Here is a 25,974-nt window from a genome sequence, read left to right on the forward strand (position 1 = left end):
GATCATTCCGAAGCCAGGGGCCCGATCTCCGCGACCAGCGTCTTGGGGCCCTGCCCGGCGCCGCTGAGCTTCGTTACGTAGGTGCCGAGGTCGTCGGCCTCGACCAGACCGGGCAGTGAGCCGCCCTCGCGCAGCGGCTCGACGTACCGGACCGCGCGAACCTGAGGTAGCGCGGCAACCGGCGCCACGACCGGAAGGCCGACCATGGAACCGACCGTACGACATCGGATTGATCGCCCCCGGAGAGGCCCGCGGGGCGGCGTCCGCCGTACTCTTGTGACGTCTCCCGGTCAACGGGAGAAATGTCCGAGTACCCCCGACACGAACGAGGTCCGCCGTGCCAACGGGCAAGGTCAAGTTTTTCGACACCGAGAAGGGCTTCGGCTTCCTCTCGAAGGACGAGGGCGGCGACGTCTTCGTCCACTCGTCCGCGCTTCCTGCCGGTGTGACCGCCCTCAAGCCCGGTCAGCGGGTGGAGTTCGGTGTGGCGGAGGGCCGGCGGGGCGAGCAGGCGCTCTCGGTGCGGGTACTCGACCCCCTGCCGTCGGTCTCGGCGGCCACCCGCAAGAAGCCCGACGACATGGTCACCATCGTCGAGGACCTCATCAAGCTGCTGGACGGCCTGTCCAACACCTACCGTCGCGGCCGGCACCCGGACCAGAAGACCTCGCGGAAGGTGGCGACGGTGCTGCGCGGGGTCGCCGACGACCTCGAGCTCTGATCACTCGTCGGGACGGGCCGGTGGCGGAGCCGGCGTCGGCTGGTGTGCTCGGGGACGCACGCGCAGCGCGAACACCAGCCCGACCGCCATGACGATGGTCGCGACCGTCATCCCCACCCACGGGACCAGCGGCAGCACGATACCGACGCCGCCGCCGACCACCCAGCCGAGCTGAAGCAGCGTCTCGGACCGGGCGAAGGCGTTCGAACGGTTCTGCTCCGGCACGTCGCGTTGGACGATCGCGTCGAGCGAGAGCCGGCCCAGCTGCTGGGCGAACCCCGCCGCCAGGCCCACCAGCACCACCGTCAGAAGGCTCCAGTAGACGGCGGTGACGGCTGCGCTGGCCGCGGCGAACCCCACCAGCACGAGCACCGTCCGGTCCGGGCTGCGCGCCTGGACGAGTGCGCCGACGGAGGACCCGGCGGTGCTACCCAGCCAGGCCGCCGCGGCCACGATGCCCAGCAGGAGAAGGTCGGACAGCCCGGCCACCGGCTCCTCGCGCAGCACGAACGCCATGAACATCGTCAGGAACCCCGACATCCAGCGCAGCGCGGCGTTGGCACGCAGCGCCCGCACGACGGCCGGGCCGACGCGGAACTTCCCGGACCCGTCGCCGCCGTCGGACAGTGACGCCGACTCCTCGCCGGCGGACAGGTCCACCCGTTTGGGCAGCAGGATGGCCAGCACCGTCGTGCCGACATAGGCGAAGAACGCGGCACGCAGCGGCCAGTCGTCACCGATCTGGGTCAGCAGGACGCCGACCGGCGCGCCCACGAGCGTCCCGAACGTGGCGGCGAGCTGGAGCCGGGAGTTGGCGGCCACCAGGGTCCAGCCCTCCGGCGGCAGCAGCCGTGGCACGGCCGCGGCCCGGGTGACGGCGTACGCCTTCTGCCCGACCAGCACGCCGAGCGCCGCCGGGTAGAGCCAGACGCCGTCGTCCATGACGGCGTCGGCGGCCACCCACGCCAGGAAGCCACGCCCGGCCGCGGTGAACCCGATGGCCCAGCGCCGGCCGTGGCTGAACCGGTCGAGGAACGGCCCCAGGACCGGGGCGACGACGGCGAACGGCGCCATCGTCAACGCCAGGTACAGCGCAACGTTGCCGCGCGCCTCGGTCGTGGAGACGGAGAAGAACAGCGTGCCGGCCAGGGCCACGGTGACGAGGGCGTCGGCGAACGCGCTGGCCGCGTTGAGCTCGATCAGCCGGGAGAGCCCGGTCTGACCGGCGCCTTTGGCCTCGGCGGCGCGGTGCAGCCGGTTGGCGCTGACCTTGGCCGCGCGGGACGTGCCGGACGCGGCCGTGCGGGCGGCCCGTGCCGACGCACCGGCGGCGCGGCGGAACCGCTGCGAGCGGTTCGGCTGCGCGGGCTCGCCGGTGCCGCCCTCGTCGGGTGGGCCGGGCGGGCCGTGCAGCGGATCGGTCGGTGGCACACACCCATCCAACCTCATGCGGCCCATCCGGCAGGCAGCTGACCCGCCAGAGGACGCGGAGTGTCGATCATGGCCGGAGTTTGCGAGAATCAGGTTTGTGACCCCCGCATCGGCCCGTCCCCGGGCAGCCAAGGCCGACACCGTCCTCGTCAAGGCCGTCGACGACGCGCGCGCCGCCGCCGTCGCCATCGGCAGCGTCGACGCCGTCGGCGACCACCTCGGTCAGGACACCGAGGGCGACCGGGTCGTCACGCACTACTTCGGCTGCCTGCTGCCCGGCTACGTCGGCTGGCGCTGGGCGGTTACCGTCACCCGTGCGTCGCGGTCCAAGGCGGTCACGGTCAGCGAGTGCGTTCTGCTGCCCGGCGCCGAGGCCGTCCTGGCGCCGGCCTGGGTGCCGTGGGAGGAGCGGGTCAAGCCCGACGATCTCGGCCCCGGCGACCTCCTGCCGGTCTCCGACGACGACTACCGCGTCGAGCCGGGCTACGTCACCCCCAGCGATCAGGACACCCTCGAGGTCGTCCGCGACCTCGGCCTCGGCCGCGAGTGGGTGCTGTCCCGCGAGGGCCGCGACGACGCCGCGCAGCGCTGGTCCGACGGCGACACCGGCCCGAACACCGAGATCGCGAAGGCGGCGCCGGGGCACTGCGGCAGCTGCGGCTTCGCCGTCCCGCTGGCCGGCTCGCTCGGCGGCGGCTTCGGGGTGTGCACCAACGAACGCACTCCGTTCGACGGCCGGGTCGTCGCGCACGCCCACGGCTGCGGCGGCCACACCGACGTCCGGCTGCCAGCGCCGTCCGAGGACGCTCCGGAGCCGGTCGTCGACACCCTGAGCTATGAGCTGGTCCCGCTGGAGCTCGACCAGCCCTGATCCTTCCTGTGGACGTCTTCGGCACCGCCGCCCTGCGTGAGCGGGTGCTCGCCGCCTGGGCGGCATCGCCGGCTCGGTTCCGTGAGGACGCCAACGCCGAGGAGGAGCTGGCCCGCGGCGCATACCGCGACCGCGTGGTCGTCGAGCTGGCCCAGAACGCCGCCGACGCCGGCCGCCGCGCCGGCGACCCCGCGCGGCTGCTGCTCCGGCTGGACGGCCGCACCCTGGTCGCGGCCAACACCGGCGCGCCGCTCGACGCGGCGGGCGTCGAGGGTCTGTCCACCCTGCGCGCGTCCACCAAGCGCGACGAGGAGTCCGTCGGCCGGTTCGGGGTCGGCTTCGCCGCCGTCCTGGCGGTCACCGACGAGCCGCGGGTGCACACCGCCGGCGGCGACGGCATCCGCTGGTCCCGCCACGACGCCCGCGCGGCCGCCGCGGCGGTGCCAGGCCTCGCCGGCGAGCTCGACCGCCGCGGCCACGCGGTCCCCGTGCTGCGGTTGCCTTTCGCCGCCGCCGCACCGGTGCCGGCCGGCTACGACACCGCGGTCGTGCTGCCGCTCCGCGACGACGACGCCGTCGCTCTCGTCCGGCGGCTGCTCGACGAGATCGACGACGCTCTCCTGCTGACGCTGCCGGCGCTGGCCGAGGTGACGGTCGAGGTCGACGGCCACGGGCTGACGCTCGCCGCGGGTCGGCCGGTGACCCTCGCCGGCGGGCTGCAGGAGCGGCGCATCGGGGACCGGACCTGGCGGTTGAGCACCCGCTCCGGGTCCGCCGCCGACGAGCTGCTGGCGGACCGGCCGTTCGAGGAGCGGTCCAGGCCGGTGTGGTCGGTCACGGTCGCCGTACCGGTCGGGCCGGGCGGCACCCCCGGCCCGCTGCCGTCGTCGGTCCCGGGGGTCCTGCACGCACCGACGCCGACCGACGACCGCACCGACCTGCCGGTGCTGGTCATCGCGAGCCTGCCGCTGGACTCCTCCCGCCGCCGGGTGGCGCCCGGCCCGCTGACCGACCACCTGGTCGAGCAGGTCGCGCAGGCCTACGCCGCACTGGTGGCCGGGCTTGCACTGGCCGCCGGTGCCACAGTGCTCGACCTGGTGCCCGGGCCGCTCGGCGTGGACGCCGTCGACGCCCAGGTGCACCGGGCGGCCCGGACGGCGCTGGCCGCGACGCCGTTCGTCCCGGCCGCCGGTGGTGACCTGCTCCGGCCCACCGAGGTCGTCCTGGTCGACGGACTCGGCTGGTCGGCGTCGGGCGGCGCCGCGGCCCTGGCGGGCGTCGTCACCGGACTGCCCGAACGTGACTGGTGGCGCGACGACGTGCTGCCCGGCCTGGGTGCCACCGTCGTGCCGCTCGCCGACCTGGTGGACGAACTGGCCGGGCTCGAGCTGGACCCGCCCGGCTGGCGGGCGCTCTACGACGTGCTGGACGGCTCGGACCCGGAGGCGATGGGTGCGTTGCCGGTGCCGCTGGCCGATGGGCGCCTGGTCCGCGGCCCGCGCGGAGTGCTGCTGCCCGGTGACGTCGACCCCGAGCTGCTGGCGCCGTTCCGACTGCGGGTGGTGGCGCCGGACGCCGTCCACCCGCTGCTGGGCCGGCTGGGTGCGGCGGAGGCGACCGCGGCATCGGTGCTGCGCGATCCTCTGGTGGCGGGCGCCGTGACCGACCTGGCCGACAGCGACGACGACCCCGAGGCGGTGGCCGGCGCGGTGCTGCGGCTGATCGCCGAGACCAGGCTGACCTGGCGCGACGAGCCGTGGCTGGCCGAGCTGCCGCTGCCGGACGCCACCGGCGCGGTCGGACCGGCCCGCGAGCTGCTGCTGCCCGGGTCCGCGGTGCTGTCCGCGCTCGACGCGGACCCGGACGAGTTCACCGTCGCCCCCGAGGTGGTGGCGCGGTTCGGGCCGGGCACGCTGCGGGCGGTCGGGGTGCGCGACGGGTTCGCCGTCGTCCGTGACGCCGACGTGCCGCTCGATCCGGACACCGAGCACGACCTCGACGACGAGCAGGGCTGGGTCGACGCGACGCTCAGGTTGGTCAGGGCGCGGCCCGCGGAGGCGTTCATCGGCGAGTTCGTCGCCGTCGCCGACCTCGACCTCGTCCGCGACGACGCCTGGCCCGACGTCCTGGGCTGGCTGGCCGGCGACGCCGAGGCGCGGGCGGCCGTGGTGGAACCAGCGCTGCTCACGCTGCCCGACGGATCGCGGCGGGCGGTCGCGTCGTATCCGGCGTGGTGGCTGCGCACCCACGCGGTGCTCGACGGCCGGCCGCTTGGGCGGTCCAGCCTGCCGGGTGCCGACCGGGTCGTGCGAGCCCTGCTGCCGGTGGCCGACGTGCCGGTCGACGACGCGTTCGCCGCCGCCGTCGGCCTCGTGCGCACGCTCGCCGACGCCGATGCGGACGCCCTGCTGGACCGGCTGGCCGACGACGACGTCGCGCTCGGCGCCCCGGACCTGACGGCCGTGTACGCGGAGCTGGCCGGCCGCGATCCGTCCACGGTGCGGCCGCCGCAGCGGCTCCGGGTGCTGGACGGCTCCGGCAGCCGGGTGGTGCCTGCCGGCGAGGCCGTTGTCTGCGACGGGCCGCACTGGCTGCAGCTCGGCCTGACCGGTGTGGTCCCGGGGCCGGTGCCGCTTGCCGACGTCCTCGACACCGACCTCGCCGCCGACGTCATCGACGCCGACCTGTCCGCGGGCGGGCGGCGACAGCCGGTGCCGGACGCGGCCGCGGCGGTGCTCGGCCGGGTGCCCGGGACCTACGTCGAGCACGACGACCTGCGGGTCGGCGGCGTCGAGGTCGACTGGTGGGTCGACGGCGACGACGTCCACGCCGCGACGACGGACGGGCTCGCCCGCGGACTGGCCTGGGTGACCGGGCGCTGGGACCGGCGCTGGCTGTTGGTCGAGGCGCTCAGCGAGCCCGAGGCGCTGCCCCGCCTGCTGGTCGAGGATGCCTTCGAGTAGCGAGCGCTGGTCGGCGCACCGGTCAGAAGCGCCGGCCGCCGCCGGAGCGCCGGGACGACCGCCGGCTCGAACCGCCGCCGAAGCTGCTGCGCCGGCGCCGGCTCCTGCCGCCACCGAAGCCACCGCCGAACCCGCCGCGGCCGTCGTCGTCGCCCGAACCGGACTGCGACATCGCGGAGCTGATGCCGCGCCCCAGTGAACGGCTGAAGCGGCCCAGCCGGGCCCGTGGCCGCCGTGACTCCCAGCGGCTCCAGAGGTCGCCGCGGGCGCGGCCGTGATCGTCGTGCGGGAACCGCCAGTAGTTGTCGTCGCTGGTCCAGTAGCCCTCGATGTAGGCGACGAGGTCCTCGCCACCCTCCCAGTAGTTGCGCTCGCCGGCCGTGCGGGCGATCGGGGCCTGCGCGGTGTCGAGCCGTCCGGCGCACTCGTCGCAGACCGGGACCTCGCGCTCGGCGCCGTCGGTGGGTGACCACTGGCGCTGCTGGGTGCTCGGGCCGTGCCGCGGGTCGAAGAAGCACGGTGGCGTCGGCTCCGGGATCGGTTTGCCCTGCCGCAGCGCGACCAGGCACGCCAGCTTGTAACGGGCCGACCCGAGCATCGACGTGACCGCCTGCACGTCGTCGTCACCGGCGACGGCGTCGAGCCGGTGCCGGGCCTTCTCGACCGTGTCGAGGACCTCGCGGCTGAGCTTCGACTGCTCGATGTCGGCGGTCGTCGGCAGCTCGGACACCCGCTGCGACAGCTCGATGACCTCGTCGTTCAGCATCGGGCGGACGACGTCGAGGTGGCGCTGCTCCTCGGCCTTGCGCCGACGGCGGTTGGACAGTGTCGTGCCGCCCCACCAGAGCCCGAGGACGCCGGCCGCGCCACCCGTCCACGGTGCGACGTCGACGTAGAGCGGCCGGTCGATCTCGGAGGCACGCTCGATGAACCGCTCGATCATCGGGCCGTAGGACGGTGCGCAGCAGTCGACGGCTTGGTCGACGGCGTCGCCAACGTAGTACGTCGGGCCCTCCTCGCTGTGCTGTACCGCGTTGAAGCTGCGTCCGTCGTGCGAGGAGTCGGCGACCGTCATGACGGCGTACACGCCGTCGACGCCGACGCGGTCGTACAGCTGGGACGCCAGCTCCTCCCCCTCCCAGAGCAGGTCGGCGCTCACGAACTCGTCCTCGCCGCGCGGGTCGAGCTTGCCCGCCGGGACGACGGCGATGCGCATGTCGACCGGAGCGTCGGCGGCGGCCGCGTCGAGCTCGCTCTCCCACTCCGGGTCGAGCTCGTCGGCGACGTCCGGGTCGACCCAGACACCCGGCTCGGCCAGCTCGAGCGCGACCTCGTCGAAGTAGCGCTCGACGTCGGCCTCGTCGGCGACGGAGGACGGAGCGGCGACGAGGACTGCGGCCGTCGCCGCTGTCGCGGCGGCCGCGAGGCGGTGCGCGGACCTCATCGGTGTGTCTCGGTCAAGCGGTCGCGGCAGGCGGCGCAGATCGGGACTTCACGGGCGCGGCCGCCGGCCGGCGTGTACATCCAGTCGGTCACCGACACTCCATGGCGCTGGTCGAAGAAGCAGTCAGCGCGTCGCGCCGGCGGCGGCTGACCGGCCAGGCGCGCTCGTCCGCACGCCAAACGCCACCGACCGTACTCGACCGTGGCTCGAACCGCACGCAGCACGGTGTCGTCGGGTGCGTCGTCGACCGCCGAACCGGCCTCGGCGTAGGCGTCCATGGCCGACTGGACGTCGGCCGCGACGGTGGGGTCGTCGACGGCGAGGTCGGCGGCGTCGAGCTCCTCGCCGAAGCGGGTGACGTCCTCGCGGGCCAGCTGCTGACGCTCGGCCAGCGAGTCGGTCTCGTCGTCGAGGACCTCGAAGGACGGCCGATACGGCGCCGGCCCCGCGGCGCCGCCCGCTCCCTGACGCCGTCGCCGGCGCCACCAGAGGAGTGCGCCGGCCAGCACCGCGAGGACGGCGACCACGACGAGCACGGGAACCACCCAGCCGCCGGAACCGTCCTCAGCGGGCGCACCGGGCAGGCCGAGCTCGGTGAGGACGTCGTCGAGGACGGCGACCTGGTGCGAACGGGTGTACCGGTCGAGCGCGGCGTCGAGCGCCGGCCCGACGGGTGCGTCGATGCCGACCGCCATGCCGTAGGTGGCCGCGCCGCCGAAGACCACCAGGTAGGCGCCGTCCGGTGCGCCGGCATCGGCGAGTGCGTCGAGGAACGCGCGGCCGCGTTCGTCGTTGGAGCCGCCCGGCATGTCCGACAGCGCCACCGCCGGCACGACCGCGATGTACGTGGGCGGATCCTGCCCCTCGACCCGCGCCGTGAGTCGCTGGGCGTCGTCGTCGGAGACGATGGAACGCTGCCCCGGGTCGACGAAGACCGGCGCGGACTCCCAGCCGGCCAGTACGTCGGCGACGTGGCCGTCGGCGGGCGCGGGACCGGAGAGCTCGACGGCGGCCGGGGCTGCGGCCAGGCCCGTCCCGGCCAGCGCGAGTAGCGCCGCCGTGAGAGTCAGCCGCATGCGGCGAGAAACCTCTGGGCACGGCCGTTCATGGTGCCGGCCGCCTCCCGATGGTGCTCACGCGGTAGCGAGGAGTCGGCGAACAGGTGTGTGGTGACCCCCGGATACGAGAAGTACTGGTAGGCGGCGCCGGCCGCGCTGACGGTCTCGGCGAACTCGTCGTTCAGGTCGTTCTCGCGGAACGGATCGTGCTCGCCCTCGTGCACCTGCGCCGGCACCGACGACGGCCACAGCTCGGCCCCGACGGCGCGCAGCGGCACCGAGCCGTGGAACAGCAGCGCACCGAGGGCACCGGGCCGTGACGCTGCGAGCTGGATGGCGGGCAGCACGCCGTTGGAGTACCCGGCGTACACGACGCGGGACGGCAGCCCGGCGACCGCCTCGCCGGCGCGTCGCAGCAGCTCGGGCTGGCCGCCGTACCCATCGAACCAGGCGAACGCGTCGTCGTAGTCGTCGAACACCGCACCACCGTAGAGGTCGGGGACGTGGACGACGTGGCCGGCCTGCCGCCACTGCGTGGCCGTCTCCAGCACGCCGGGACGCAACCCCAGCACGGAGTGGAACAGCACGATCTCGGTCATGGTCTGGGTTGTATCAGCCGGCACCGACAACACCCGCTCGCTCCGTGATCACGGCGTCAGCTGACACCGAGCAGGTCCTCGATCGGGGCGATGGCGAAGTAGACCACGAACATCGCGGCGACCACCCACAGCAGCGGATGCACCTGGCGGGCCTTGCCGCGGGCGAGCTTGATGATGACGTAGGCGAGAAAGCCGGCGCCGATGCCGGTGCTGATCGAGTACGTGAACGGCATCAGCGCGACGGTGAGGAACGCCGGGATCGCGAACTCCAGGTCATCCCAGGAGATCTCGCGCACCTGCGACATCATCAGGAACCCCACGAGCACCAGCGCCGGGGCGGCCGCCTCGTTCGGCACCATCGCGACCAGCGGCGCCAGGAACGTCGCCAGCAGGAAGCAGACCCCGGTGACGACGCTGGCCAGGCCGGTGCGGGCGCCCTCGCCGACGCCCGATGCGGACTCGATGTACGACGTGTTGCTCGAGACGGACGCGGCACCGCCGGCCGCGGCCGCCACCGAGTCGACGACGAGGATCCGCGCCGTGCGCGGCGGGTTGCCGTCCTCGTCGAGCAGGTCGCCCTCGGCACCGACGGCGACCATGGTGCCCATCGTGTCGAAGAAGTCGGCCAGCATCAGCGTGAACACGAACAACACGACGCTGACGACGCCGACGGCCTCCCACGACCCCAGCAGGCTGAACTCACCCAGCAGCCCGAAGTCCGGCAGATCCACGACCTGGTCCGGAACCTGCGGCGCGTTGAGGTTCCAGCCGTTCGGGTTCTCCGCCGACGTGCCGAGGTCAGCGACGGACTCGACGATCACCGCGAGCACGGCGGTCGCGACGATGGTCCACAGGATCGCGCCGCGGATCTTCAACGCGTAGAGCACGATGACCGCGATCAGGCCGGCGCAGAACACCGCGACCGGCAGCGTCGTCAGCGAGCCGCCCGCACCCAGGCCGATCGGCGGCGACGGGTTGCCGGTCGAGCGGACGAACCCGGCGTTGACGAACCCGACCAGCGCGATGAACAGGCCGATCCCCACGCTGATCGCGGTCTTGAGCTGCCGCGGGACCGCCGCGAAGACGGCCTGACGGAACCCCGTCAGCACCAGGACGAGGATGACCAGGCCCTCCATCACGACCAGGCCCATCGCGTCGGCCCACGACATCTGGCTGGCCAGCCCGAAGGCGACGAACGCGTTGAGGCCGAGGCCGGTGGCCAGCGCCAGCGGGTAGTTGGCGAACGCGCCCATCGCGATCGTGAGCACGCCCGCGACGAGCGCCGTCGTCGCCGCGACGGCCGCGAGGTCCGGCTCCGCGCCACCGCCGAGGAAGACGCCGTCGACGTCCGGCACGGTGCCGATGATCAGCGGGTTCAGCACGATGATGTACGCCATCGTGAAGAAGGTGACCAGGCCACCTCTGACCTCACGGCCGACGGTCGAACCACGTTCGGTGATCCTGAAGTACCGGTCCAGGGCCGTCGTCTCGGTGGGGGACGAGGTCATGCGCTCCTCCGGTGCGTGAGGGGGTGTCGCGGCGGGGGTTTCGCGGGTGAGGATGCCAGAAGATCGCTGGGAACGTGAGGCAGCTGACGATCGAACGGCTCGCCCCGCCGGCCCGGGCGGGGCTAGCCTGGGTGACATGGGGAGACGGCGACGGCGTTCCAACGACGCGCCAGAGGTCGAGGCGGACGACGTCCAGCCGCTCGACGTCGACGGTGTTCGCACCGTCGCTGTCCTGACCATTCTCTGGGCGGTCGCCTTCGTCCTGCTCGCGCTGCGCATGGATTCCCTGGAGGCCGAGAGCCGCGGCTGGTGGCTGTGGACCTGCCTGGCCGGCGTCGGCCTGGGGCTGCTCGGCCTGGAGTACACGCGCAAGCGGCGTGACGCCATCGAGGAGGCGCGCGAAGAGGCTCTGCTGAACGCTGAGCCGGCTGGCGCCGAGGACGGTGACGTGCCGGTCGAGGCGCCCGAGGAACGGCCGGCGTCCATCCCCGCCGAAGCAGCCGGCCCTGCCATGCCGCCGGAGGCCGACGACACCGGCCGGTCCCGTTCGCGCCGGCGCTCCCGGCCCGACGCCGTGACGCGCCCCATCGACACCGACGGGAACCTGCCCCCGATCCGCGACGCCGGGCCTGGGCCCGCGGGGACCAGGGTCGACGCCCCACCGGTCCGGGACGCTGGACCTGGACCTGGACCTGGGCCTGGACCTGGGCCTGGGCCTGCTGTGACGCGAGCCGACCTCCCGCGTCTGCCGGGTGAAGGACCGGCAGCCGCGCCGGGCGAGCAGCCGACCAGCCGACCCGGTCCGCTACGGCCGCCCGTCGAGCGGGCGACCGGGCCGAACCGGGTCGCGCCGGCCGATCCCGCGTCGAGCGGGGAGCGGTCCACCGCCCCGGGCCGCACTCGTGGTGCTGAGCGCGCGACCGGGCCGAACCGGGTCGCGCCGGCCGATCCCGCGTCGAGCGGGGAGCGGTCCACCGCCCCGGGCCGCACTCGTGGTGCTGAGCGCCCGTCCCGGCAGAATCGGCGCACGCAGCCCTCCGAGCTCTTCGGCGACCTGGGAGCGGACTCCGCCTCGTCGAGGTCGCCGGGTCGCCAGCCAGCGCCCGCGTCCGACGACGAGCCGCTGCTCGACACGACCATGGGTGGTCGCCGGGCGCGCGACTACGACACCGCCGACGAGGTCGAAGAGGTAACCGAGGGTGGCGGCACGCAGTACCGCGGCCGCCGAGCCCGGCGCTCCGACACTGCCTGACATCGCCGTGACACCACGAGGATCTCTCGTGGGTCACCATGCGCGTAGCTGCTGTGGCATCACGAGGCCTTCTGGTGCGTCACGAGGCTTGCAGGCCTGGTGACGCACCAGAAGTACTGGCCATGGTCACCGCTTCCACCCGAGGCCAGGAGCGTCGGCTACGTATACGCCTGGCATTTAGCAAGGGTAATGAGTTAAACTAAGCAAAGTGTCAACCTCGAAGATCTCATCCACCTCGTCGCCGGCCCGGTCCGGGTCGGCGCAGCCTCGCACCCAGGCCGGCCTCGCCAGCTCCCTCCGCATCGCCATCGGCCGGTTGAGCCGGCGCATCCGCAACGAGCGCGAGGACGACTCGCTGACCCTCAACCAGCTGTCCGCGCTGGGCGTGCTGGTGCGCAAGGGCCCCATGCCGGTCGGCGAGCTCGCCGCCTGCGAGCGGGTGCGTCCGCCGTCCATGACCCGCACCGTCAGCGGGCTCGAGGAGCTCGGCCTCGTGGTCCGCGAGCCCGAGCCGGGCGATCGCAGGATCGCCGTCGTCCGTATCACCGAAGCCGGGCTCGCGCGTACCGCGGCCGATCGCAAGCGCCGCGACGCCTGGATGAACCATCGGCTGCGCGAGCTCTCGCCGGACGAGCGGGAGCGGCTGCGCGCCGCCCTGCCCGTGCTCGAGAAGTTGGCCGGACTGTGAGCCCTACCTTCAGCTCCCTCCGACACCGTGATTATCGTTTGTACTGGTCAGGCATGTTCCTGTCCAATGTCGGCACCTGGATGCAGCGCATCGCGCAGGACTGGCTGGTGCTGGTCGTGCTCGGTGGTGGCGCGCAGGCGGTCGGCATCACGACGGGGCTGCAGTTCCTACCGTTCCTGCTGGTAGCGCCGTTCGGTGGACTCCTCGCCGACCGGTTCTCCAAGCGCAAGCTGCTGATCTTCACCAACGCGTTCATGGGCACGGTCGGGCTGGCGCTCGGCGTGCTCACGCTGACCGGCCTGGCCGAGATCTGGCACGTCTACGTGCTGGCCTTCCTGTTGGGCGTCGGCACAGCGCTGGACAACCCGGCGCGGCAGGCGTTCGTCTCCGAGCTGGTGCAGAAGGACGATCTCACCAACGCCGTCGCGCTCAACAGCGCGTCGTTCAATGCCGCGCGCCTTGTCGGCCCGGCGGTGGCGGGTGTGCTGATCGGCCTGATCGGCACCGGCTGGGTGTTCGTCCTCAACGCGGCGTCGTTCCTCTCGCCGATCCTCGTGCTGGTCCTGCTGCGGCGGCGGATCGCCCGGACTACGCGCAAACGCGAGAAGGCTGGCACGTTCTCGCAGCTGCGCGAGGGGGTGCGTTACGTCCGGTCCCGGCCTGACCTGATCATGGTCATGACCATCATGTTCGGGCTCGGCACGTTCGGCATGAACTTCCAGATGACCATGGCGCTGATGGCCACCGACGTCTACGGCAAGGGCCCCAGCGAGTACGGCCTGCTGGGTTCGGTGATGGCGGTCGGCACGCTGTCCGGCGCGCTGGTCGCGGCGCGCCGGCGGGTGCCGCGGCGCCGGCTGATCGTCGGCGGCGCGGTGCTGTTCGGTGCGTTCGAGATCATCGCCGGCCTGATGCCTACATACGTGCTGTTCGCGGTCGCGCTGGTGCCGGTCGGTGTCATCGCGATGACGGTGCTGACGGCGGCCAACGCGTACGTCCAGACCACAGTGCCGCAGTACGTCCGTGGGCGGGTCATGTCGCTGTACATGATGATCTTCATGGGCGGGACGCCAGCCGGTGCGCCGGTCATCGGGCTGGTCGCCGACGCGTTCGGCGCGCGCTGGTCGCTGCTCGGCGGAGGCATCCTGACCATGGTGTTCGCGATCGGGGCGCTGGTCGTGCTCGCGCCGAAGAGTGGCGTGGTCGTGCGCACCCGGCTGCGGCCGCGGCCCGGCCTCGTCGTTGTGGCCAGGCCGGTCGAGGACGCTGCCGCGGTGGCCAGGCCGGTCGAGGACGCCGTCGTTGTGGCCAGGCCGGTCGAGGACGCCGCCGTGGTCACATCCGCTCCGGAGCCTCGATCCCCAGCAGGCCGAGTCCCTGCTGGAGCGTCGCCGCGGTCAGCCGGCACAGTGCGAGCCGATTGCCGTGCGCCGGTGGTGGCGCGGTCAGTACCGGGCACGCCTCGTAGAAGTCGGTGAACGCCCTCGCGGTGTCGTAGAGGTACGTGCACAGCCGGTGCGGCTCCAATGTCGCGGCGACCTCGGTGAGCGCGTCACCGAACCCGTCCAACGCGATCGCCAGCGCGCGTTCGGCCGGGTGCATGCCGGCCGCGGCGTCGACGCTGACTCCGTCGTCGCCGGCTCCGCGCAGGATCGACCGGATGCGCGTGTGCGCGTACTGCAGGTACACCCCGGTGTCGCCGGAGAAGGAGACCATCCGGTCGACGTCGAAGGCGTAGTCCTTGACGCGCGACGTGGACAGCTCGGCGTACTTCACAGCGCCGACGCCGGCGGTCTCGGCGATCCGGTCCAGCTCCGCGGTGTCCAGCTCGGGGTTCTTCTCGCCGACGACGGTCCGTGCGCGCTCGACCGCGGCGTCGAGCAGGGCGGTGAGCCCGACGGTGTCGCCGGCGCGGGTCCGGAACGGCCGGCCGTCGGCGTCGAGGACGGTGCCGAACGCGACGTGTTCGACGTCGACGGTGTCGGCGAGCCAGCTCGCGCGGCGCGCGGTCTCGAACACAAGCCGGAAGTGCAGTGCCTGCCGCGCGTCGACGACGTAGAGGATGCGGCCAGCGCGCAGCTCCTCCAGCCGGTAGCGGATCGTGGCCAGGTCGGTGGTGTCGTAGCCATAGCCGCCGTCGCGTTTGCGCAGGATCAGTGGGATCGGCCGGCCGTCCGGCCCGGTAGCGGACGCGGAGAAGACCACGACCGCGCCGTCGCTGTCCTCCGCGAGGCCGGCGTCGCGCAGATCGCGCACCACCGCGTCGAGCCGCGAGTTGTAGAACGACTCGCCGGCTGAGTCGGCCGGCGTCAGGAGGATGCCCAGCCGGGCGTAGATCTCCCCGAACCCGCGCTCGGACTCCGCGACGATGTCGCGCCAGGCCGCGACGGTGGCGTCGTCGCCGGACTGCAGCGCCACCACCCTGGTGCGGGAACGGTCGGCGAACTCGGGGTCGGCGTCGAACGCCGCCCGCGCGTCCCGGTAGAGCTGGTTCGGCGCGGACACCGCCGAGGCACCGTCGGCCAGCTCGGCGCGGTGCCAGGTCGCGTCCGGATGCTCGTCGAGGTACTGGATGAGCATGCCGAACGGCGTGCCCCAGTCGCCCAGATGGTTCTGCCGGATGACGTCGGCGCCGAGATGGGCGAGCACCCGGGCGAGGCTGTCGCCGATCACTGTCGAGCGCAGGTGCCCGACGTGCAGGTCCTTCGCGATGTTGGGCGCCGAGTAGTCGATGACGGTTCGCCGGCCGGCCTCGCCGCGCGGTACGCCGAGCCGCGGAGCGGCCAGCCGAGCCGCCACCTGCTCCCACAGCACATGATCGGTCACGCTCAGGTTGAGGAACCCCGGCCCGCTGACCTGGACGTCGCGGAGCAGCTCGGTCTCGGTGCCGCCGCCCGGACCGAGGTGGCCGGCGAGCTCGGCGGCGAACTCGGCCGGCCGGGCGGCGACGTGGCGGCTCAGCGCGAGCGCGCCGTTGGACTGGAAGTCGGCGTGCTCGCTACGTCGCACGACGGGGTCCGCGTCGGTCAGCTCCGGCCAGGCCGAGCCGATCGCGGACGACACCGCCGCCGCGACTCGGTCTCTCAGCGACTCGACGTGCTCGGACACCGTGGGACTCCTCCTCAGGTCGATGGCCGGCCATTCTCCCAACCCGCCGTCGGCGTCGGCCATGGAATATTGGGCGCATGCGCCAGCAGCGGAACGCCGTCCGGTGAGGCTGTTCGTCGCCGCGGTGCCGTCGCCGGACGCCGTCGCACACCTGGACCGAGCCGTCACCCCGATCCGGGACGGTGACCACGACCGGCGGTTGCGCTGGTCCGACCCCGCCGGCTGGCACGTCACGCTGGCGTTCTACGGCGACCTGGACCAGGCGCGGCTGCCCGACCTGACCGAGCGAGTGCGGCGCGCGGCCGGGCGGTACCAGCGAGCCCGGGTGCGGCTGTCCGGCGCCGGGCGGTTCGGCGCCGCGGTGCTGTGGGTAGGCGTCGACGGCGACACCGAGGTGCTCCGGCGGCTGGCCCGGTCGACGGTAGCCGCGGGCCGGCGCGCGGGCACCACTCACCGGGAGCAACAGCGGTTCCGGCCGCACGTCACCCTGGCACGGTCACGACAGCCCGCTGACCTTCGGCGATACGTCGAAATCCTGGCCGACTACGCTGGGCCGTCGTGGACGGTGGAGGAGCTGACCCTGCTGAGCTCGCATCCGGGACCGCCCGGTGCCGGTCCGCGCTACGAGGCGCTCGCGACCTTCCCCGTCGGTGCCGAGCCGAACACCGTCAGAGCAGTGCGGCCACGGCGACGACGACCAGCATGACGATCAGCGTCACCGACACCAGCTGCCGCGTGGTCTTCGGCCGCACCACCGTCCCCCTCTCCACCTTCCGGCTGCCAGCGTACGCGCCTGCTCGGCCCCGTTGATCGACAGGACGCGACCACCGTTCGGGCGAGAGCGCAGTCGATTCGAACAGCGAGGGTTGACCAAAGAGGTGACTCCGCATCACCGCCAATTTCATTCGTCTCTGACCTGCGGCGATGCGTTTTGCCGCGCCGAATCCCGGCCACGCGGCCCATGCTCAGATGACCGAACGGATGATCCACAGCCTGCCGGGTCACACTCTATGGTTGTCACCAGGAACACGACGGGGGAATGGGTTCCAGCCGATGGCGGAACCGAACGACGCGCCCGGCCGCTGACACGAAATCGCGGCCGGGCGTTGTTTCGTGCCAGGGGTGCTTCGCCCCTCAGGCGCCGAGCTGCCCCACGACGTAGTCCACGCACGCCGTCAGCGCCTCGATGTCGGCGGGGTCGACGGCGGGGTACATCGCGATGCGCAGCTGGTTGCGCCCGAGCTTGCGGTACGGCTCGACGTCCACGATGCCGTTGGCCCGCAGCACCTCGGCGACGGCGGCCGCGTCGACCGCGTCGTCGAAGTCGATGGTGCCTACGACGAGCGAGCGGGCGTCGGGGTCGGTGACGTACGGCGCCGCGTACGGGCTCTTCTCCGCCCAGCTGTAGAGGTGGTTGGACGATGCCGAGGTGCGCCCGACGGCGAACTCGAGGCCCCCCTGCCCGTTGAGCCAGTCCAGCTGGTCGGCCAGCAGGAAGAGCGTGGCGACGGCCGGGGTGTTGTACGTCTGGTCCTTGCGCGAGTTGTCCACCGCGGTCGCGAGGTCGAGGAACGCGGGAACGTACCGGTCGGTGGCGGCGATCTCCTCGAGCCGGCCCAGCGCGGCGGGCGAGAACGCGGCGACCCACAGTCCGCCGTCGCCGGCGAGGTTCTTCTGCGGCGCGAAGTAGTACACGTCGGCCTGCGACGCGTCGACCGGCAGGCCGCCCGCGCCGCTGGTGGCGTCGACCAGCACGAGGGCGTCGTCGGCGGCGTCGTCGATCCGGCGCACCGGCGCCATGACCCCGGTGGAGGTCTCGTTGTGCGGCCACGCGTAGACGTCGACACCGTCCTCGGCGACCGGCCGCGGCAGTGAGCCGGCCTCGGCCTTGACGACGCTCGGCTCGTCGAGCCACGGCGCGGTCTTGGTGACGATGGCGAACTTCGACGAGAACTCGCCGAATGACAGGTGCTGTGCGCGCCGGCGGACCAGCCCGAACGCCGCTGCGTCCCAGAACGCCGTAGTGCCTCCGTTGCTCAGCACCACCTCGTAGCCGTCAGGCAGCCCGAGCAGCTGGGTCACACCGTCGCGGACGCGGCGCACGAGGTTCTTGACCGGGGCCTGCCGGTGCGAGGTGCCCATGACCTCGCCGCCCTGGGCCGCCAGCGCGGCCAGGGCCTCGGGCCGCACCTTGCTCGGGCCGGACCCGAACCGGCCGTCGGCGGGCTTGAGGTGGTCGGGAATCCGCACAGTGTCGGTCATGAGGCGCTCCGGTGTCGTGTCCGGTGGGTTACGTCAAAGTGACGACACTGTCAGAGCGGCTATTGTGCCGCATCGACCGAGCGGCTGCGAAACCGGGTGTCAGGCGGCCCAGTCGGGGTTCCAGCCGGGGACGGTGTCAGGTGTGCGGGCCCCCGGACCGGTGTACTTGGCCGACGGGCGCACCAGCCGGCCGGTCTTCTTCTGCTCGAGGATGTGCGCGCACCAGCCGGCGGTGCGGGCACAGGTGAACATCGACGTGAACATGGACGCCGGCACCTCGGCGAAGTCGAGGACGATGGCGGCCCAGAACTCCACGTTGGTGGCCAGCACCCGGTCGGGCTTTCGCTCGTGCAGCTCCGACAGCGCGGCCTTCTCGAACGCCTCGGCCACCTCGTAGCGAGGCGCGCCCAGCTCGCGGGCGACCCGGCGCAGCGTACGGGCCCGCGGGTCCTCGGCGCGGTAGACGCGGTGACCGAAACCCATGAGCCGCTCGCCGCGGTCGAGGACGCCCTTGACGTAGCCCAGGGGGTCGCCGGTGCGCTCGATCTCCTCGATCATGGCCAGCACCCGCGACGGCGCGCCGCCGTGCAGCGGGCCGCTCATGGCACCGACCGCCGCGGACAGCGCCGCGGCGACGTCGGCGCCGGTGGAGGAGACCACCCGGGCGGTGAACGTCGAGGCGTTCATGCCGTGCTCGGCCGCCGAGGTCAGGTAGGCGTCGACGGCGGCGGTGTGCCGCGGATCGGGCTCGCCGCGCCATCGGGTCATGAACTGCTCGACGATGCTGCCGGCCCCGGCGACGACGGCGTCGGGCACCTGCGCCTGCCCCGTCGCCTCACGGGCGGACTGAGCGACGAACGACAGCGCGGTTGACGCGGTGCGCGCCAGTTGGTCGCGAGCGTCGTCGTCACTGGTGTCGAGCAGTGGCTTGAAACCCCACAGAGGTGCCAGCGTGGCCACGGCACTCTGCACGTCGACGCGCACGTCGCCGGTGTGGACCGGCAGCTCCAGCGGCTCGGCCGGCGGCAGGCCGGGGTAGAAGCCGCCGTCGACCAGCAGCCCCCAGACGTTGCCGAACGGCACTCGCCCGACGAGGTCGTCGATGTCGACGCCGCGGTATCGCAGCGCGCTGCCTTCCTTGTCAGGTTCGGCGATGTGCGTCTCGAAAGCTACGACACCCTCAAGGCCATGCATGACCTCGGACATTCGGTCTCCATTCGTGGTGCGCTCGCGGCCCTTCTCCATCATGCCCCGCACCTGGTGGGTCTGGACAAGTTGCGACAATGTGAATGTGTGGTTTCCCACAGTGTGATACGCCACGTCGACGGATTTTCGGCCCAGTCCGAACCGATCCGGCTCAACTGTCCGGGACGGGTGACACAGTGGTTGCCGTGGAGGAAGGGCTGCCCCGGATGCGCCGCCGGTACACGGCCGGACGGCTGCTCGAACGTGATCTCGCCGCGGACCCGTTCGATGAGTTCCGGGCCTGGTTGCACGACGCCGTCGCGGCCGGTCTGGCCGAGCCGAACGCCATGGTCCTGTCCACCGTCGGCGCGGATGGCCAGCCGAGCAGCCGCACGGTGCTGTTGAAGGGCATCGACGACGGCGGCTTCGTGTTCTTCACCAACCGCGGCTCGCGCAAGGCGTTGGAGATCGAGGCGAACGCGCTGGTGTCCCTGTGCTTCCCCTGGATCGCGATGGAGCGGCAAGTATTGGTCTGCGGTGCCGCGGCGACGGTCCCGCGCGCGGCGAGCCAGGCCTACTGGGTGACCCGTCCGCGCGAGTCGCAGGTGGGCGCCTGGGCGAGCCGGCAGTCCACGGTCATCGGCGGCCGCGACGAGCTGGAAGCGGCGGCGGCCGACGTGGCGCGGCGGTACCCGGGCGACGTGCCGCTGCCGGAGTTCTGGGGCGGTTACCGTGTCGAGCCGTCCTCCATCGAGTTCTGGCAGGGCGGCCTGGCCCGCCTGCACGATCGGCTGCGCTACCGCCGCGAGGACGCCGGCTGGGTGGTCGAGCGGCTCTCCCCCTGAGAAGCCGGCCCCGTGCCACGAGCAAGGGCTCGGCGACGGCGGGGTGTCGGCACAGGCTCGCGTTCGCTGTGCCTCGTGATCATCAACGATCGGGTCCGTCACGAGGATGGTGTGTGCTTCACCATGCTTGTAGGCCTGGTGGAGCGCGGGAACGCCTGGTGAGGTCGCGGATCGTTGGTGCAGCCGGCCCTAAACGACGACCGGCCAGAAATGGAACGACCCGTGGGCTGCTTCCACGTCCATGCGGACGCGGCCCGGACGGACCAACGCCGGGAGCCCACGGGTCGGGTGACTGCTCGGTACTGCCAGCCACCAGGCCGGCGAACACGGGGGTCACCCCCAAGTCCTGCGTCGAGCAGGGCGGCTAGCGAGCAGCCACCTCACGAGTCCGATAGCTATTCACCGTTGGACCACCTCCTTTCCGTGTCCCTCAAAAATATGCGGCCACGGCTCCCGCGGCAATGGGTTATTCATGTGGTGAACGTCCGCCGGTGCGGCCTCACGACGACGGCAGGGCGATCCAGGTGGCGTGGGCGCGGCCGAGCTGCCGGCCGTCGGCGCCGTAGACGGTCGAGGCGGTCCAGGTCTTGCGGCCCTCGGTTTCCAGGAAACGGCCCATGACCAAGCACGGCTCGCCAGGCTCCGGCACGCCGGCGATGTCCGCGGTCATCCGGCCCAGCACCATCGGCCGGCCCTCGATGGGTGCGGACCAGCCGCCGGGGCAGTCCAGCGCCGCCCAGACCAGCTCGCGGCGCCCAGCCAGCTCCGACGTGACGTCCCACACGCAGGCCGTGCGGCCGTCGCCAAGCCGTCCGGGAAACAGCCGCAGCCCGTCGCCGGGCTCTCGCTCCGGGCCACAGACGAAGCACTGCGGGAACGGGTGCGTGGCGAAGCCCGGATACCGGCTGGCGGCGGCCGTCGCCTCGTCCGGCCCGACGGGGTCGACGGCGACCAAGTCACCGTCGTCCGCGGACACGGCTTCGGCGACCAGGGTTTCGCGGTCGACGAGCCGTAGCCCGGCGCCATCGGCGACGACGTCCAGCGGCGCCTCCAGCGGCGGAGGGGTGCGTAGCGTGACGCTCACCGGACCGCCGGCCAGCCGTCCGGCGAGCAGCCCGGCGAGCAGCCCGGCGACGTAGCCGCCGTTGCCGGAGGTAGTGGGTCCGCGGAAGCGTCGCGGCACCGTCAGCGTCATGCCGACGACGGTAGCGGTACCGTGCCGCTCGCACCCTTCGACCCATGGGAGGCGCAGGAGATGACGGTGATCGGCGGCGCGCGGATGGTCACGCCCGATGGTGTGGTCGAGGACGGGTGGCTGGAGGTGTCAGGGCGGCGGATCGCCGCGCTGGGCGTCGGTGCGCCACCGCGGCCGGCCGAGCGCGACCTGGGGGGACGCTGGCTGGTGCCCGGGTTCGTCGACATCCACTCGCACGGCGGCGGCGGTGGCAGCGTCGTCGGCGCCGACCCGGAGCAGGTGCGCACGTTCGCCGCCACCCACCGCCGGCACGGGACGACGTCGCTGATGGCGAGCCTGGTCAGCGGCGGCTACGACGACCTGGAGCGCGACGTGCGCGCGCTGGCCGAGCTCGTCGACGACGGGCTCGTGCTCGGCGTGCACCTGGAAGGGCCGTGGATCTCGCCGACCCGCAAGGGTGCGCACGACGAGTCCGCGCTGCGGGCGCCGGAGCCGGCCGCGGTGCGCCGGCTGCTCGAGGCCGGCCGCGGGACGGTGCGCATGGTGACGCTGGCGCCGGAGCTGGAGCATGGCTTGGACGCGGTGCGGACGGTGGTCGACGCCGGCGCCGTCGCCGCCGTCGGGCACACCGACGCCTCCTACGAGGTCACGACCCGGGCGATCGACGCCGGCGCGACCGTCGCGACGCACCTGTTCAACGCGATGGCGCCGGTGCATCACCGGCAGCCGGGCCCGATCGTCGCCCTGCTGGAGGACGAGCGGGTCACGATCGAGCTCATCCTCGACGGTGTACACCTGCACCCGGCGATCGCGCGGCTCGTTCGGGGCGCGGCCGGCGCCGGCCGGGTGGCGCTGGTGACCGACGCCATCGACGCTACCGACATCGGCGACGGCGACTACGTCCTCGGCGGGCTCGCGGTGCGGGTCACGAACGGCGAGGCGCGGCTGGTCGAGGGCGGGTCCATCGCCGGCAGCACGCTGACGATGGACCGGGCGTTCCGGTTCGCCGTCGAGCAGGGCGGGTTCACCGTGCTGGAGGCGGTCGCGGCGACGTCGGCCAACCCGGCCGGGGCGCTCGGCATCGCCGACCGCGTCGGCGCGCTCGCCGCCGGCCGGGACGCCGACCTCGTCGTGCTCGACGAGTCGCTGCGGGTCGAGGCTGTGATGTCGCGCGGGTCCTGGCTGCCGGAGCCCGCCTCGCCGTAGCGCCGCGCCGCGGTGCGGGTCGCGGCCTAGCTGTCCGACCAGACGCGCAGGACATGTGCGGCCGCCTGCTCGGCCGTCCAGCCGTAGGTCTCGGCCTTGCGCCGCAGCCGCTTGCGGTCGCGCTTGGACAGGTGGACCAGCAGCTCGGCGTCGTCGTCGGCGGGATGGCCCTTCTTCTTGTGCTTCTTCGCCGCCTTGGCGACTGCGGCCTCGTCGACAGCGAGTGAGGACAGGTGCGCGGCGGCGGGCCGGACGGTGCCGTCGGCGGCCCGCAGCAGAGCCGGCCGCGGCGCCGGCATGGACGAGCTCATCTGGCGGCTCCCTTCGCGAACGGGCCGGCATCGGACCTGGCCGCGGTGAGCAGCAGCTCGAGGTAGCCGGCGAAGATGCGGCCGACCTCGCGCGCACCCGGTGACGGCCACCGCTGGATGGGCAGGCACGCACCCTGCGCGCGGGAGACGGCCGACCGCTCCGGCACGACGGGGTCGAGGACCAGGTCGCGGTAGACGGCGATGAGCTCGTCGAGCCGATACCGGTGCTCGGCCGACCCGGTGCGGTAGCGGTTGACGACGATGCCCGCGGGCCGCAGCCGCAGGTTGTGGCCGCGGCGGACAGTGTCGACGGCGGCCAGCGCCTGCTGGGCGCCGGTGAGTGCGAACGCCGTCGGCTCGGCCACGACCACCGCGACGTCGCTGGCCGCGAGCGCGCTGCTGGTCAGCTCGGCCAGGCTGGGCGGGCAGTCGAGCAGGACCAGATCGACGTCGCGCAGGCCGCCCAGGGCCGTGCGCAGCCGGTGCCGCGCGGCCACGCCGTCGGCCGGGTGGTTGCGCCGTTCCAGAGCCGGCTCGCTGGCCAGCAGCCGGACGGTGTCGCCCCAACCGCTGGCGGTCAGGGCGTCGCCGATCGGCACTGCTCCGTCGGCGGCGAGCACGTCGTTGGCGGTGAAACGCACCTCGGCCGGGTCGAGCGCGGTGGTCGCGTTGCCCTGCGGGTCGAGGTCGGCGACCACGCACGGCAGCCCTGCGGCGCGGGCTGCGCCGGCCAGGCCGAGCGTGACGGACGTCTTTCCGACGCCACCCTTCAGACTCAGTACGCTGACGGTCGGCACCCATGTGAGTGTGCCACGCCGCCGGCCCCGCGTCTGCACTGTGTCCCGTTGCGAGCAGCGCCGTTCCGCGCGATCGGCACCGGAAAACGAGACGCGGTCGCGATAAGCTCGTGACATCAGCCCGCGCCAGCAGGGTTGGTCACGATCGACGGTGCCCCCGCGGCCCGAGGTCGTCCGGTCTTTGTGAGCAGATGCTAGGAGAGCCGTCCGGTGAGCGACCTCATCGATACGACAGAGATGTACCTCAAGACGATCTTCGAGCTCGAGGAGGAGGGCATCGTCCCCCTTCGAGCGCGCATCGCCGAGCGTCTGCACCAGTCCGGGCCCACCGTGAGCCAGACGGTGGCGCGCATGGAGCGCGACGGCCTGCTGCACGTCGACGAGGACCGCCACCTCGAGCTGTCGGAGAAGGGTCAGCTCCTGGCCATGCGGGTCATGCGCAAGCACCGCCTGGTCGAGCGGCTGCTCGTCGACGTCATCGGCCTGGACTGGGAGCTGGTCCACAACGAGGCCTGCCGCTGGGAGCACGTCGTCTCCGAAGCCGTCGAGCGACGGCTGGTCGACCTGCTGCACGAGCCGGCGGCCGACCCATACGGCAACCCGATCCCCGGCCTGGGCGAGCTGGGCAGTCAGATCCAGGTCGAGGAGTTCCGCGCCGGCGTCCGGCAGCTCAAGCACGTCAGCACCATCGACGGTGCCGAGGTCACCGTCCGGCACATCGGCGAGCCGCTGCAGGTGGACGAGAAGCTGCTCGCCAACCTGCGCGTGGCCGAGATCGTGCCGGGCCGCACGGTGCGCGCTGTCACCACCGACGGCGGCATCCAGATTCGCAGCGCCGAGACCGTGGAGCTGTCGGTCGCCGACGCCTCCCATATCTTCGTGAGCGTCCCGTGAGCGGCGCGGAGATCACCGTCGACGACCTCGCGCCGGTGTGGCGCGAGGGCGCGCACATCATCGACGTGCGCGAGCCGGGGGAGTACGTCGAGGCGCACATCCCGGGCGCGCAGCTGCTGCCGATGGGCTCGGTCATCGCCGAACTGGCGCAGATCCCGCGCGACCGGCCGGTATACGTCGTGTGCGCGGTCGGCGGGCGCAGCGCCCAGGTGGCCGACTACCTCGGCGCCCAAGGCGTCGACGCCCGTAACGTCGCCGGCGGCACCCACGCGTGGATCCGCGCCGGGCACCCGATCGAGACCGGACTGCCCGAGTAGAAGCGTTTGGCTGCGGCTTCGCCGGGGTCAGATGCGGCGGACGTGGCGCACGAGCATCGCCGGCGCGGTGCGCGCCGTGCGGCTCTGCGGCGCCACCACGCCGGTGATCTCGACGTCGTCGCCGGGCTGGGCCGCGTTGTCGAACGGGCCGAGAAGCTCGAACCGCTCGCCGGCGGCGTCGAGCTCGAGGAAGCCTTCGCGCTTGGCGTGCACGAGCTTGCCGCGGCGGGTGACCGCGGTCAGCGGATCGGTGAAGTCCGTGATGCCACGGGTATCGAACTGACTCCTCGTCATGAGGCACGAGTATGGATGGTTCGCGAGGCTCGCGCCTGGGAAATGCCCGGATTGGTCGGGGTAGGTGAGCGACGTCTCACGTGTCGTGGAACAGCGCGCTGACCGACTCCCCGTTGTGGATGCGCCGGATCGCCTCAGCCAGCAGCGGAGCGACCGACAGCACCGTCAGTTTGGGGTGAGCTTCGGCGGCGGCCAGGGGGACGGTGTTGGTGCAGACGATCTCCTCGACATCGGGCTGCTCGCCGAGCCGCTGGAGCGCTTTGTCGGCGAACAGCCCGTGCGTGCAGGCGATCCGGATGGACCGGGCGTCGCGCTCCCGCAGCCGGTCGATGAGCTCGATCAGCGTGCTGCCCTTGGCGATCTCGTCGTCGAGCACGATGATGTCGCGGCCCTCGACCTCGCCGATGATCGCGGTGATGGTGACCTTGTCGTCGGCGAACCGCTGCTTCGCCCCGGCGGCCACCGGCACGCCCAGCATGCGGGCGAAGGCCGAGGCGGGTTTGGCGTTGCCGAGGTCGGGGGAGACGACGACGGAGTTCGACAGGTCGTGGCCGCGGAAGTGGGCGGCGAGCTCGCGCAGGGCGTGCAGCTGGTCGACCGGAACGCTGAAGAACCCGTGCACCTGCGGCGAGTGCAGCGTCATCGCCAGCACCCGGTTGGCACCGGCGCTGACCAGCAGGTCGGCCATCAGCCGGCCGCCGATGGAGATGCGCGGCGCGTCCTTCTTGTCCGACCGGGCGTAGGCGTAGTGCGGCATGACGACGGTGATGCGTGCGGCCGAGGCGCCCCGGGCGGCATCGAGCATCAGGAACAGCTCGACCAGGTGCTCCTGGACCGGCGGGACGATCGGCTGGATCAGGAAGACGTCGTGTTCGCGGCAGTTGGCCTGGAGCTGCACCTCGAGGCAGTCGTTGGCGAACCGCTGGATGCGGACGGGGCTGAGGGTGGCGTCGAGCTGGGCGCAGATCTCCGCGGCCAGCTCCGGGTGCGCGCTGCCACTGAACACAGCGATGTCTCGCATGGTC

23 protein-coding genes and 2 pseudogenes are annotated in these 25,974 nt (G+C 72.7%); 11 read left to right on the plus strand and 14 right to left on the minus strand.

Features of this window, described 5'->3' with window-relative positions:
• Positions 1 to 23 precede the first annotated feature (23 nt).
• Positions 24 to 206: pseudogene (locus tag E1269_RS10465) on the minus strand (hypothetical protein); the annotation flags it as partial.
• 131 nt (positions 207 to 337) lie between these two features.
• On the opposite strand from E1269_RS10465, the gene E1269_RS34200 reads away from it, so the two are divergent.
• Complete coding sequence (locus tag E1269_RS34200) at positions 338 to 721, plus strand: cold-shock protein (protein WP_131894111.1); 384 nt, start codon at positions 338 to 340, stop codon at positions 719 to 721.
• On the opposite strand, the gene E1269_RS10475 is transcribed toward E1269_RS34200, so the two are convergent.
• A complete protein-coding gene (locus E1269_RS10475; protein ID WP_203433323.1) occupies positions 722 to 2,152 on the minus strand; it encodes an MFS transporter in 1,431 nt (476 codons plus the stop codon). It abuts the gene before it with no gap.
• Between the two features lie 97 nt (positions 2,153 to 2,249).
• Here E1269_RS10475 and E1269_RS10480 point away from each other — a divergent pair, with 97 nt between their 5' ends.
• On the plus strand, positions 2,250 to 3,023 hold the full coding sequence (locus E1269_RS10480; RefSeq protein ID WP_203433325.1) for a DUF3027 domain-containing protein: 774 nt from the start codon (positions 2,250 to 2,252) through the stop codon (positions 3,021 to 3,023).
• Between the two features lie 8 nt (positions 3,024 to 3,031).
• Entirely contained in the window at positions 3,032 to 5,986 is a 2,955-nt protein-coding gene (locus E1269_RS10485) for a sacsin N-terminal ATP-binding-like domain-containing protein (protein WP_131894117.1), read from the plus strand.
• Between the two features lie 22 nt (positions 5,987 to 6,008).
• On the opposite strand, the gene E1269_RS32175 is transcribed toward E1269_RS10485, so the two are convergent.
• From E1269_RS32175 to E1269_RS10505, 4 genes are read right to left on the minus strand one after another with little or no spacing between them, the layout of a single operon-like run.
• Positions 6,009 to 7,430, minus strand: a complete 1,422-nt coding sequence (locus E1269_RS32175) for a hypothetical protein (protein WP_162606337.1) — start codon at positions 7,428 to 7,430, stop codon at positions 6,009 to 6,011.
• Entirely contained in the window at positions 7,427 to 8,506 is a 1,080-nt protein-coding gene (locus tag E1269_RS10495; RefSeq protein ID WP_131894121.1) for a hypothetical protein, read from the minus strand. Before E1269_RS10495 ends, E1269_RS32175 begins: the two co-directional genes overlap by 4 nt.
• Complete coding sequence (locus E1269_RS10500; protein WP_131894123.1) at positions 8,497 to 9,087, minus strand: dienelactone hydrolase family protein; 591 nt, start codon at positions 9,085 to 9,087, stop codon at positions 8,497 to 8,499. Before E1269_RS10500 ends, E1269_RS10495 begins: the two co-directional genes overlap by 10 nt.
• A gap of 56 nt (positions 9,088 to 9,143) precedes the next feature.
• Entirely contained in the window at positions 9,144 to 10,595 is a 1,452-nt protein-coding gene (locus E1269_RS10505; RefSeq protein WP_131894125.1) for an NCS2 family permease, read from the minus strand.
• A 136-nt stretch (positions 10,596 to 10,731) separates the two neighbouring features.
• On the opposite strand from E1269_RS10505, the gene E1269_RS10510 reads away from it, so the two are divergent.
• The 3 genes and pseudogenes from E1269_RS10510 to E1269_RS33335 all read left to right on the plus strand — a co-directional run.
• The gene (locus E1269_RS10510; protein WP_131894127.1) at positions 10,732 to 11,847 is read left to right on the plus strand and encodes a DUF2530 domain-containing protein; all 1,116 of its coding nucleotides are present in this window, start codon (positions 10,732 to 10,734) and stop codon (positions 11,845 to 11,847) included.
• Between the two features lie 208 nt (positions 11,848 to 12,055).
• Positions 12,056 to 12,535: a MarR family winged helix-turn-helix transcriptional regulator gene (locus tag E1269_RS10515; protein WP_239000851.1), complete on the plus strand. Its 480-nt coding sequence runs from the start codon at positions 12,056 to 12,058 to the stop codon at positions 12,533 to 12,535.
• Positions 12,532 to 13,716: pseudogene (locus E1269_RS33335) on the plus strand (MFS transporter); the annotation flags it as partial. The gene E1269_RS10515 and the pseudogene E1269_RS33335, both read left to right, overlap by 4 nt.
• Before the next feature lie 154 nt (positions 13,717 to 13,870).
• Here E1269_RS33335 and argS read toward each other — a convergent pair.
• The gene (gene argS, locus E1269_RS10525; RefSeq protein ID WP_239000852.1) at positions 13,871 to 15,643 is read right to left on the minus strand and encodes an arginine--tRNA ligase; all 1,773 of its coding nucleotides are present in this window, start codon (positions 15,641 to 15,643) and stop codon (positions 13,871 to 13,873) included.
• Positions 15,644 to 15,746: 103 nt separating this feature from the next.
• Here argS and thpR point away from each other — a divergent pair, with 103 nt between their 5' ends.
• On the plus strand, positions 15,747 to 16,349 hold the full coding sequence (gene thpR / locus E1269_RS10530) for an RNA 2',3'-cyclic phosphodiesterase (RefSeq protein ID WP_131894131.1): 603 nt from the start codon (positions 15,747 to 15,749) through the stop codon (positions 16,347 to 16,349).
• 428 nt (positions 16,350 to 16,777) lie between these two features.
• Here the strand turns inward: thpR and serC are convergent, their stop codons facing one another.
• Together serC and E1269_RS10540 are read right to left on the minus strand one after the other, a co-directional pair.
• Positions 16,778 to 17,905: a phosphoserine transaminase gene (gene serC / locus E1269_RS10535; protein ID WP_131894133.1), complete on the minus strand. Its 1,128-nt coding sequence runs from the start codon at positions 17,903 to 17,905 to the stop codon at positions 16,778 to 16,780.
• Positions 17,906 to 18,004: 99 nt separating this feature from the next.
• Positions 18,005 to 19,111 carry a citrate synthase 2 gene (locus tag E1269_RS10540; RefSeq protein ID WP_131894135.1) on the minus strand — a complete coding sequence of 369 codons (1,107 nt, stop codon included), beginning with the start codon at positions 19,109 to 19,111 and terminating at the stop codon, positions 18,005 to 18,007.
• A gap of 185 nt (positions 19,112 to 19,296) precedes the next feature.
• Between E1269_RS10540 and pdxH the strand changes: the two genes are divergently transcribed.
• The gene (pdxH, locus tag E1269_RS10545) at positions 19,297 to 19,935 is read left to right on the plus strand and encodes a pyridoxamine 5'-phosphate oxidase (protein WP_239000853.1); all 639 of its coding nucleotides are present in this window, start codon (positions 19,297 to 19,299) and stop codon (positions 19,933 to 19,935) included.
• A 499-nt stretch (positions 19,936 to 20,434) separates the two neighbouring features.
• On the opposite strand, the gene E1269_RS10550 is transcribed toward pdxH, so the two are convergent.
• Positions 20,435 to 21,130, minus strand: a complete 696-nt coding sequence (locus E1269_RS10550) for a hypothetical protein (protein ID WP_131894137.1) — start codon at positions 21,128 to 21,130, stop codon at positions 20,435 to 20,437.
• Between the two features lie 60 nt (positions 21,131 to 21,190).
• Between E1269_RS10550 and nagA the strand changes: the two genes are divergently transcribed.
• On the plus strand, positions 21,191 to 22,336 hold the full coding sequence (nagA, locus tag E1269_RS10555; RefSeq protein WP_131894290.1) for an N-acetylglucosamine-6-phosphate deacetylase: 1,146 nt from the start codon (positions 21,191 to 21,193) through the stop codon (positions 22,334 to 22,336).
• Positions 22,337 to 22,362: 26 nt separating this feature from the next.
• Here the strand turns inward: nagA and E1269_RS10560 are convergent, their stop codons facing one another.
• On the minus strand, positions 22,363 to 22,647 hold the full coding sequence (locus E1269_RS10560) for a hypothetical protein (protein WP_131894139.1): 285 nt from the start codon (positions 22,645 to 22,647) through the stop codon (positions 22,363 to 22,365).
• The gene (locus tag E1269_RS10565) at positions 22,644 to 23,444 is read right to left on the minus strand and encodes a ParA family protein (RefSeq protein WP_131894141.1); all 801 of its coding nucleotides are present in this window, start codon (positions 23,442 to 23,444) and stop codon (positions 22,644 to 22,646) included. The genes E1269_RS10560 and E1269_RS10565 overlap by 4 nt, the downstream gene beginning before the upstream one ends.
• A gap of 210 nt (positions 23,445 to 23,654) precedes the next feature.
• Here E1269_RS10565 and E1269_RS10570 point away from each other — a divergent pair, with 210 nt between their 5' ends.
• Positions 23,655 to 24,338 (plus strand): iron-dependent transcriptional repressor DtxR, encoded by a 684-nt coding sequence (locus E1269_RS10570; RefSeq protein ID WP_131894143.1) that lies wholly within the window; start codon positions 23,655 to 23,657, stop codon positions 24,336 to 24,338.
• Positions 24,335 to 24,655, plus strand: coding sequence for a rhodanese-like domain-containing protein (locus tag E1269_RS10575; protein ID WP_131894145.1), 321 nt, complete (start codon positions 24,335 to 24,337; stop codon positions 24,653 to 24,655). The genes E1269_RS10570 and E1269_RS10575 overlap by 4 nt, the downstream gene beginning before the upstream one ends.
• A gap of 27 nt (positions 24,656 to 24,682) precedes the next feature.
• Here the strand turns inward: E1269_RS10575 and E1269_RS10580 are convergent, their stop codons facing one another.
• Both E1269_RS10580 and E1269_RS10585 read right to left on the minus strand, forming a co-directional pair.
• Positions 24,683 to 24,949, minus strand: coding sequence for a hypothetical protein (locus tag E1269_RS10580; RefSeq protein WP_131894146.1), 267 nt, complete (start codon positions 24,947 to 24,949; stop codon positions 24,683 to 24,685).
• A gap of 76 nt (positions 24,950 to 25,025) precedes the next feature.
• Complete coding sequence (locus E1269_RS10585) at positions 25,026 to 25,970, minus strand: ribose-phosphate diphosphokinase (protein WP_131894148.1); 945 nt, start codon at positions 25,968 to 25,970, stop codon at positions 25,026 to 25,028.
• Positions 25,971 to 25,974: the final 4 nt, after the last annotated feature.

Source organism: Jiangella asiatica (genome assembly GCF_004349065.1).
Classification (GTDB): domain Bacteria; phylum Actinomycetota; class Actinomycetes; order Jiangellales; family Jiangellaceae; genus Jiangella; species Jiangella asiatica.

Coding starts and splice junctions, on each gene's coding strand:
- E1269_RS32175 (WP_162606337.1), bottom strand. CDS start 7,430: ATGAGGTCCGCGCACCGCCTCGCGGCCGCCGCGACAGCGGCGACGGCC.
- E1269_RS10495 (WP_131894121.1), bottom strand. CDS start 8,506: ATGCGGCTGACTCTCACGGCGGCGCTACTCGCGCTGGCCGGGACGGGC.
- E1269_RS10500 (WP_131894123.1), bottom strand. CDS start 9,087: ATGACCGAGATCGTGCTGTTCCACTCCGTGCTGGGGTTGCGTCCCGGC.
- E1269_RS10505 (WP_131894125.1), bottom strand. CDS start 10,595: ATGACCTCGTCCCCCACCGAGACGACGGCCCTGGACCGGTACTTCAGG.
- E1269_RS10510 (WP_131894127.1), top strand. CDS start 10,732: ATGGGGAGACGGCGACGGCGTTCCAACGACGCGCCAGAGGTCGAGGCG.
- serC (WP_131894133.1), bottom strand. CDS start 17,905: ATGACCGACACTGTGCGGATTCCCGACCACCTCAAGCCCGCCGACGGC.
- E1269_RS10540 (WP_131894135.1), bottom strand. CDS start 19,111: ATGTCCGAGGTCATGCATGGCCTTGAGGGTGTCGTAGCTTTCGAGACG.
- E1269_RS10550 (WP_131894137.1), bottom strand. CDS start 21,130: ATGACGCTGACGGTGCCGCGACGCTTCCGCGGACCCACTACCTCCGGC.
- nagA (WP_131894290.1), top strand. CDS start 21,191: ATGACGGTGATCGGCGGCGCGCGGATGGTCACGCCCGATGGTGTGGTC.
- E1269_RS10560 (WP_131894139.1), bottom strand. CDS start 22,647: ATGAGCTCGTCCATGCCGGCGCCGCGGCCGGCTCTGCTGCGGGCCGCC.
- E1269_RS10580 (WP_131894146.1), bottom strand. CDS start 24,949: ATGACGAGGAGTCAGTTCGATACCCGTGGCATCACGGACTTCACCGAT.
- E1269_RS10585 (WP_131894148.1), bottom strand. CDS start 25,970: ATGCGAGACATCGCTGTGTTCAGTGGCAGCGCGCACCCGGAGCTGGCC.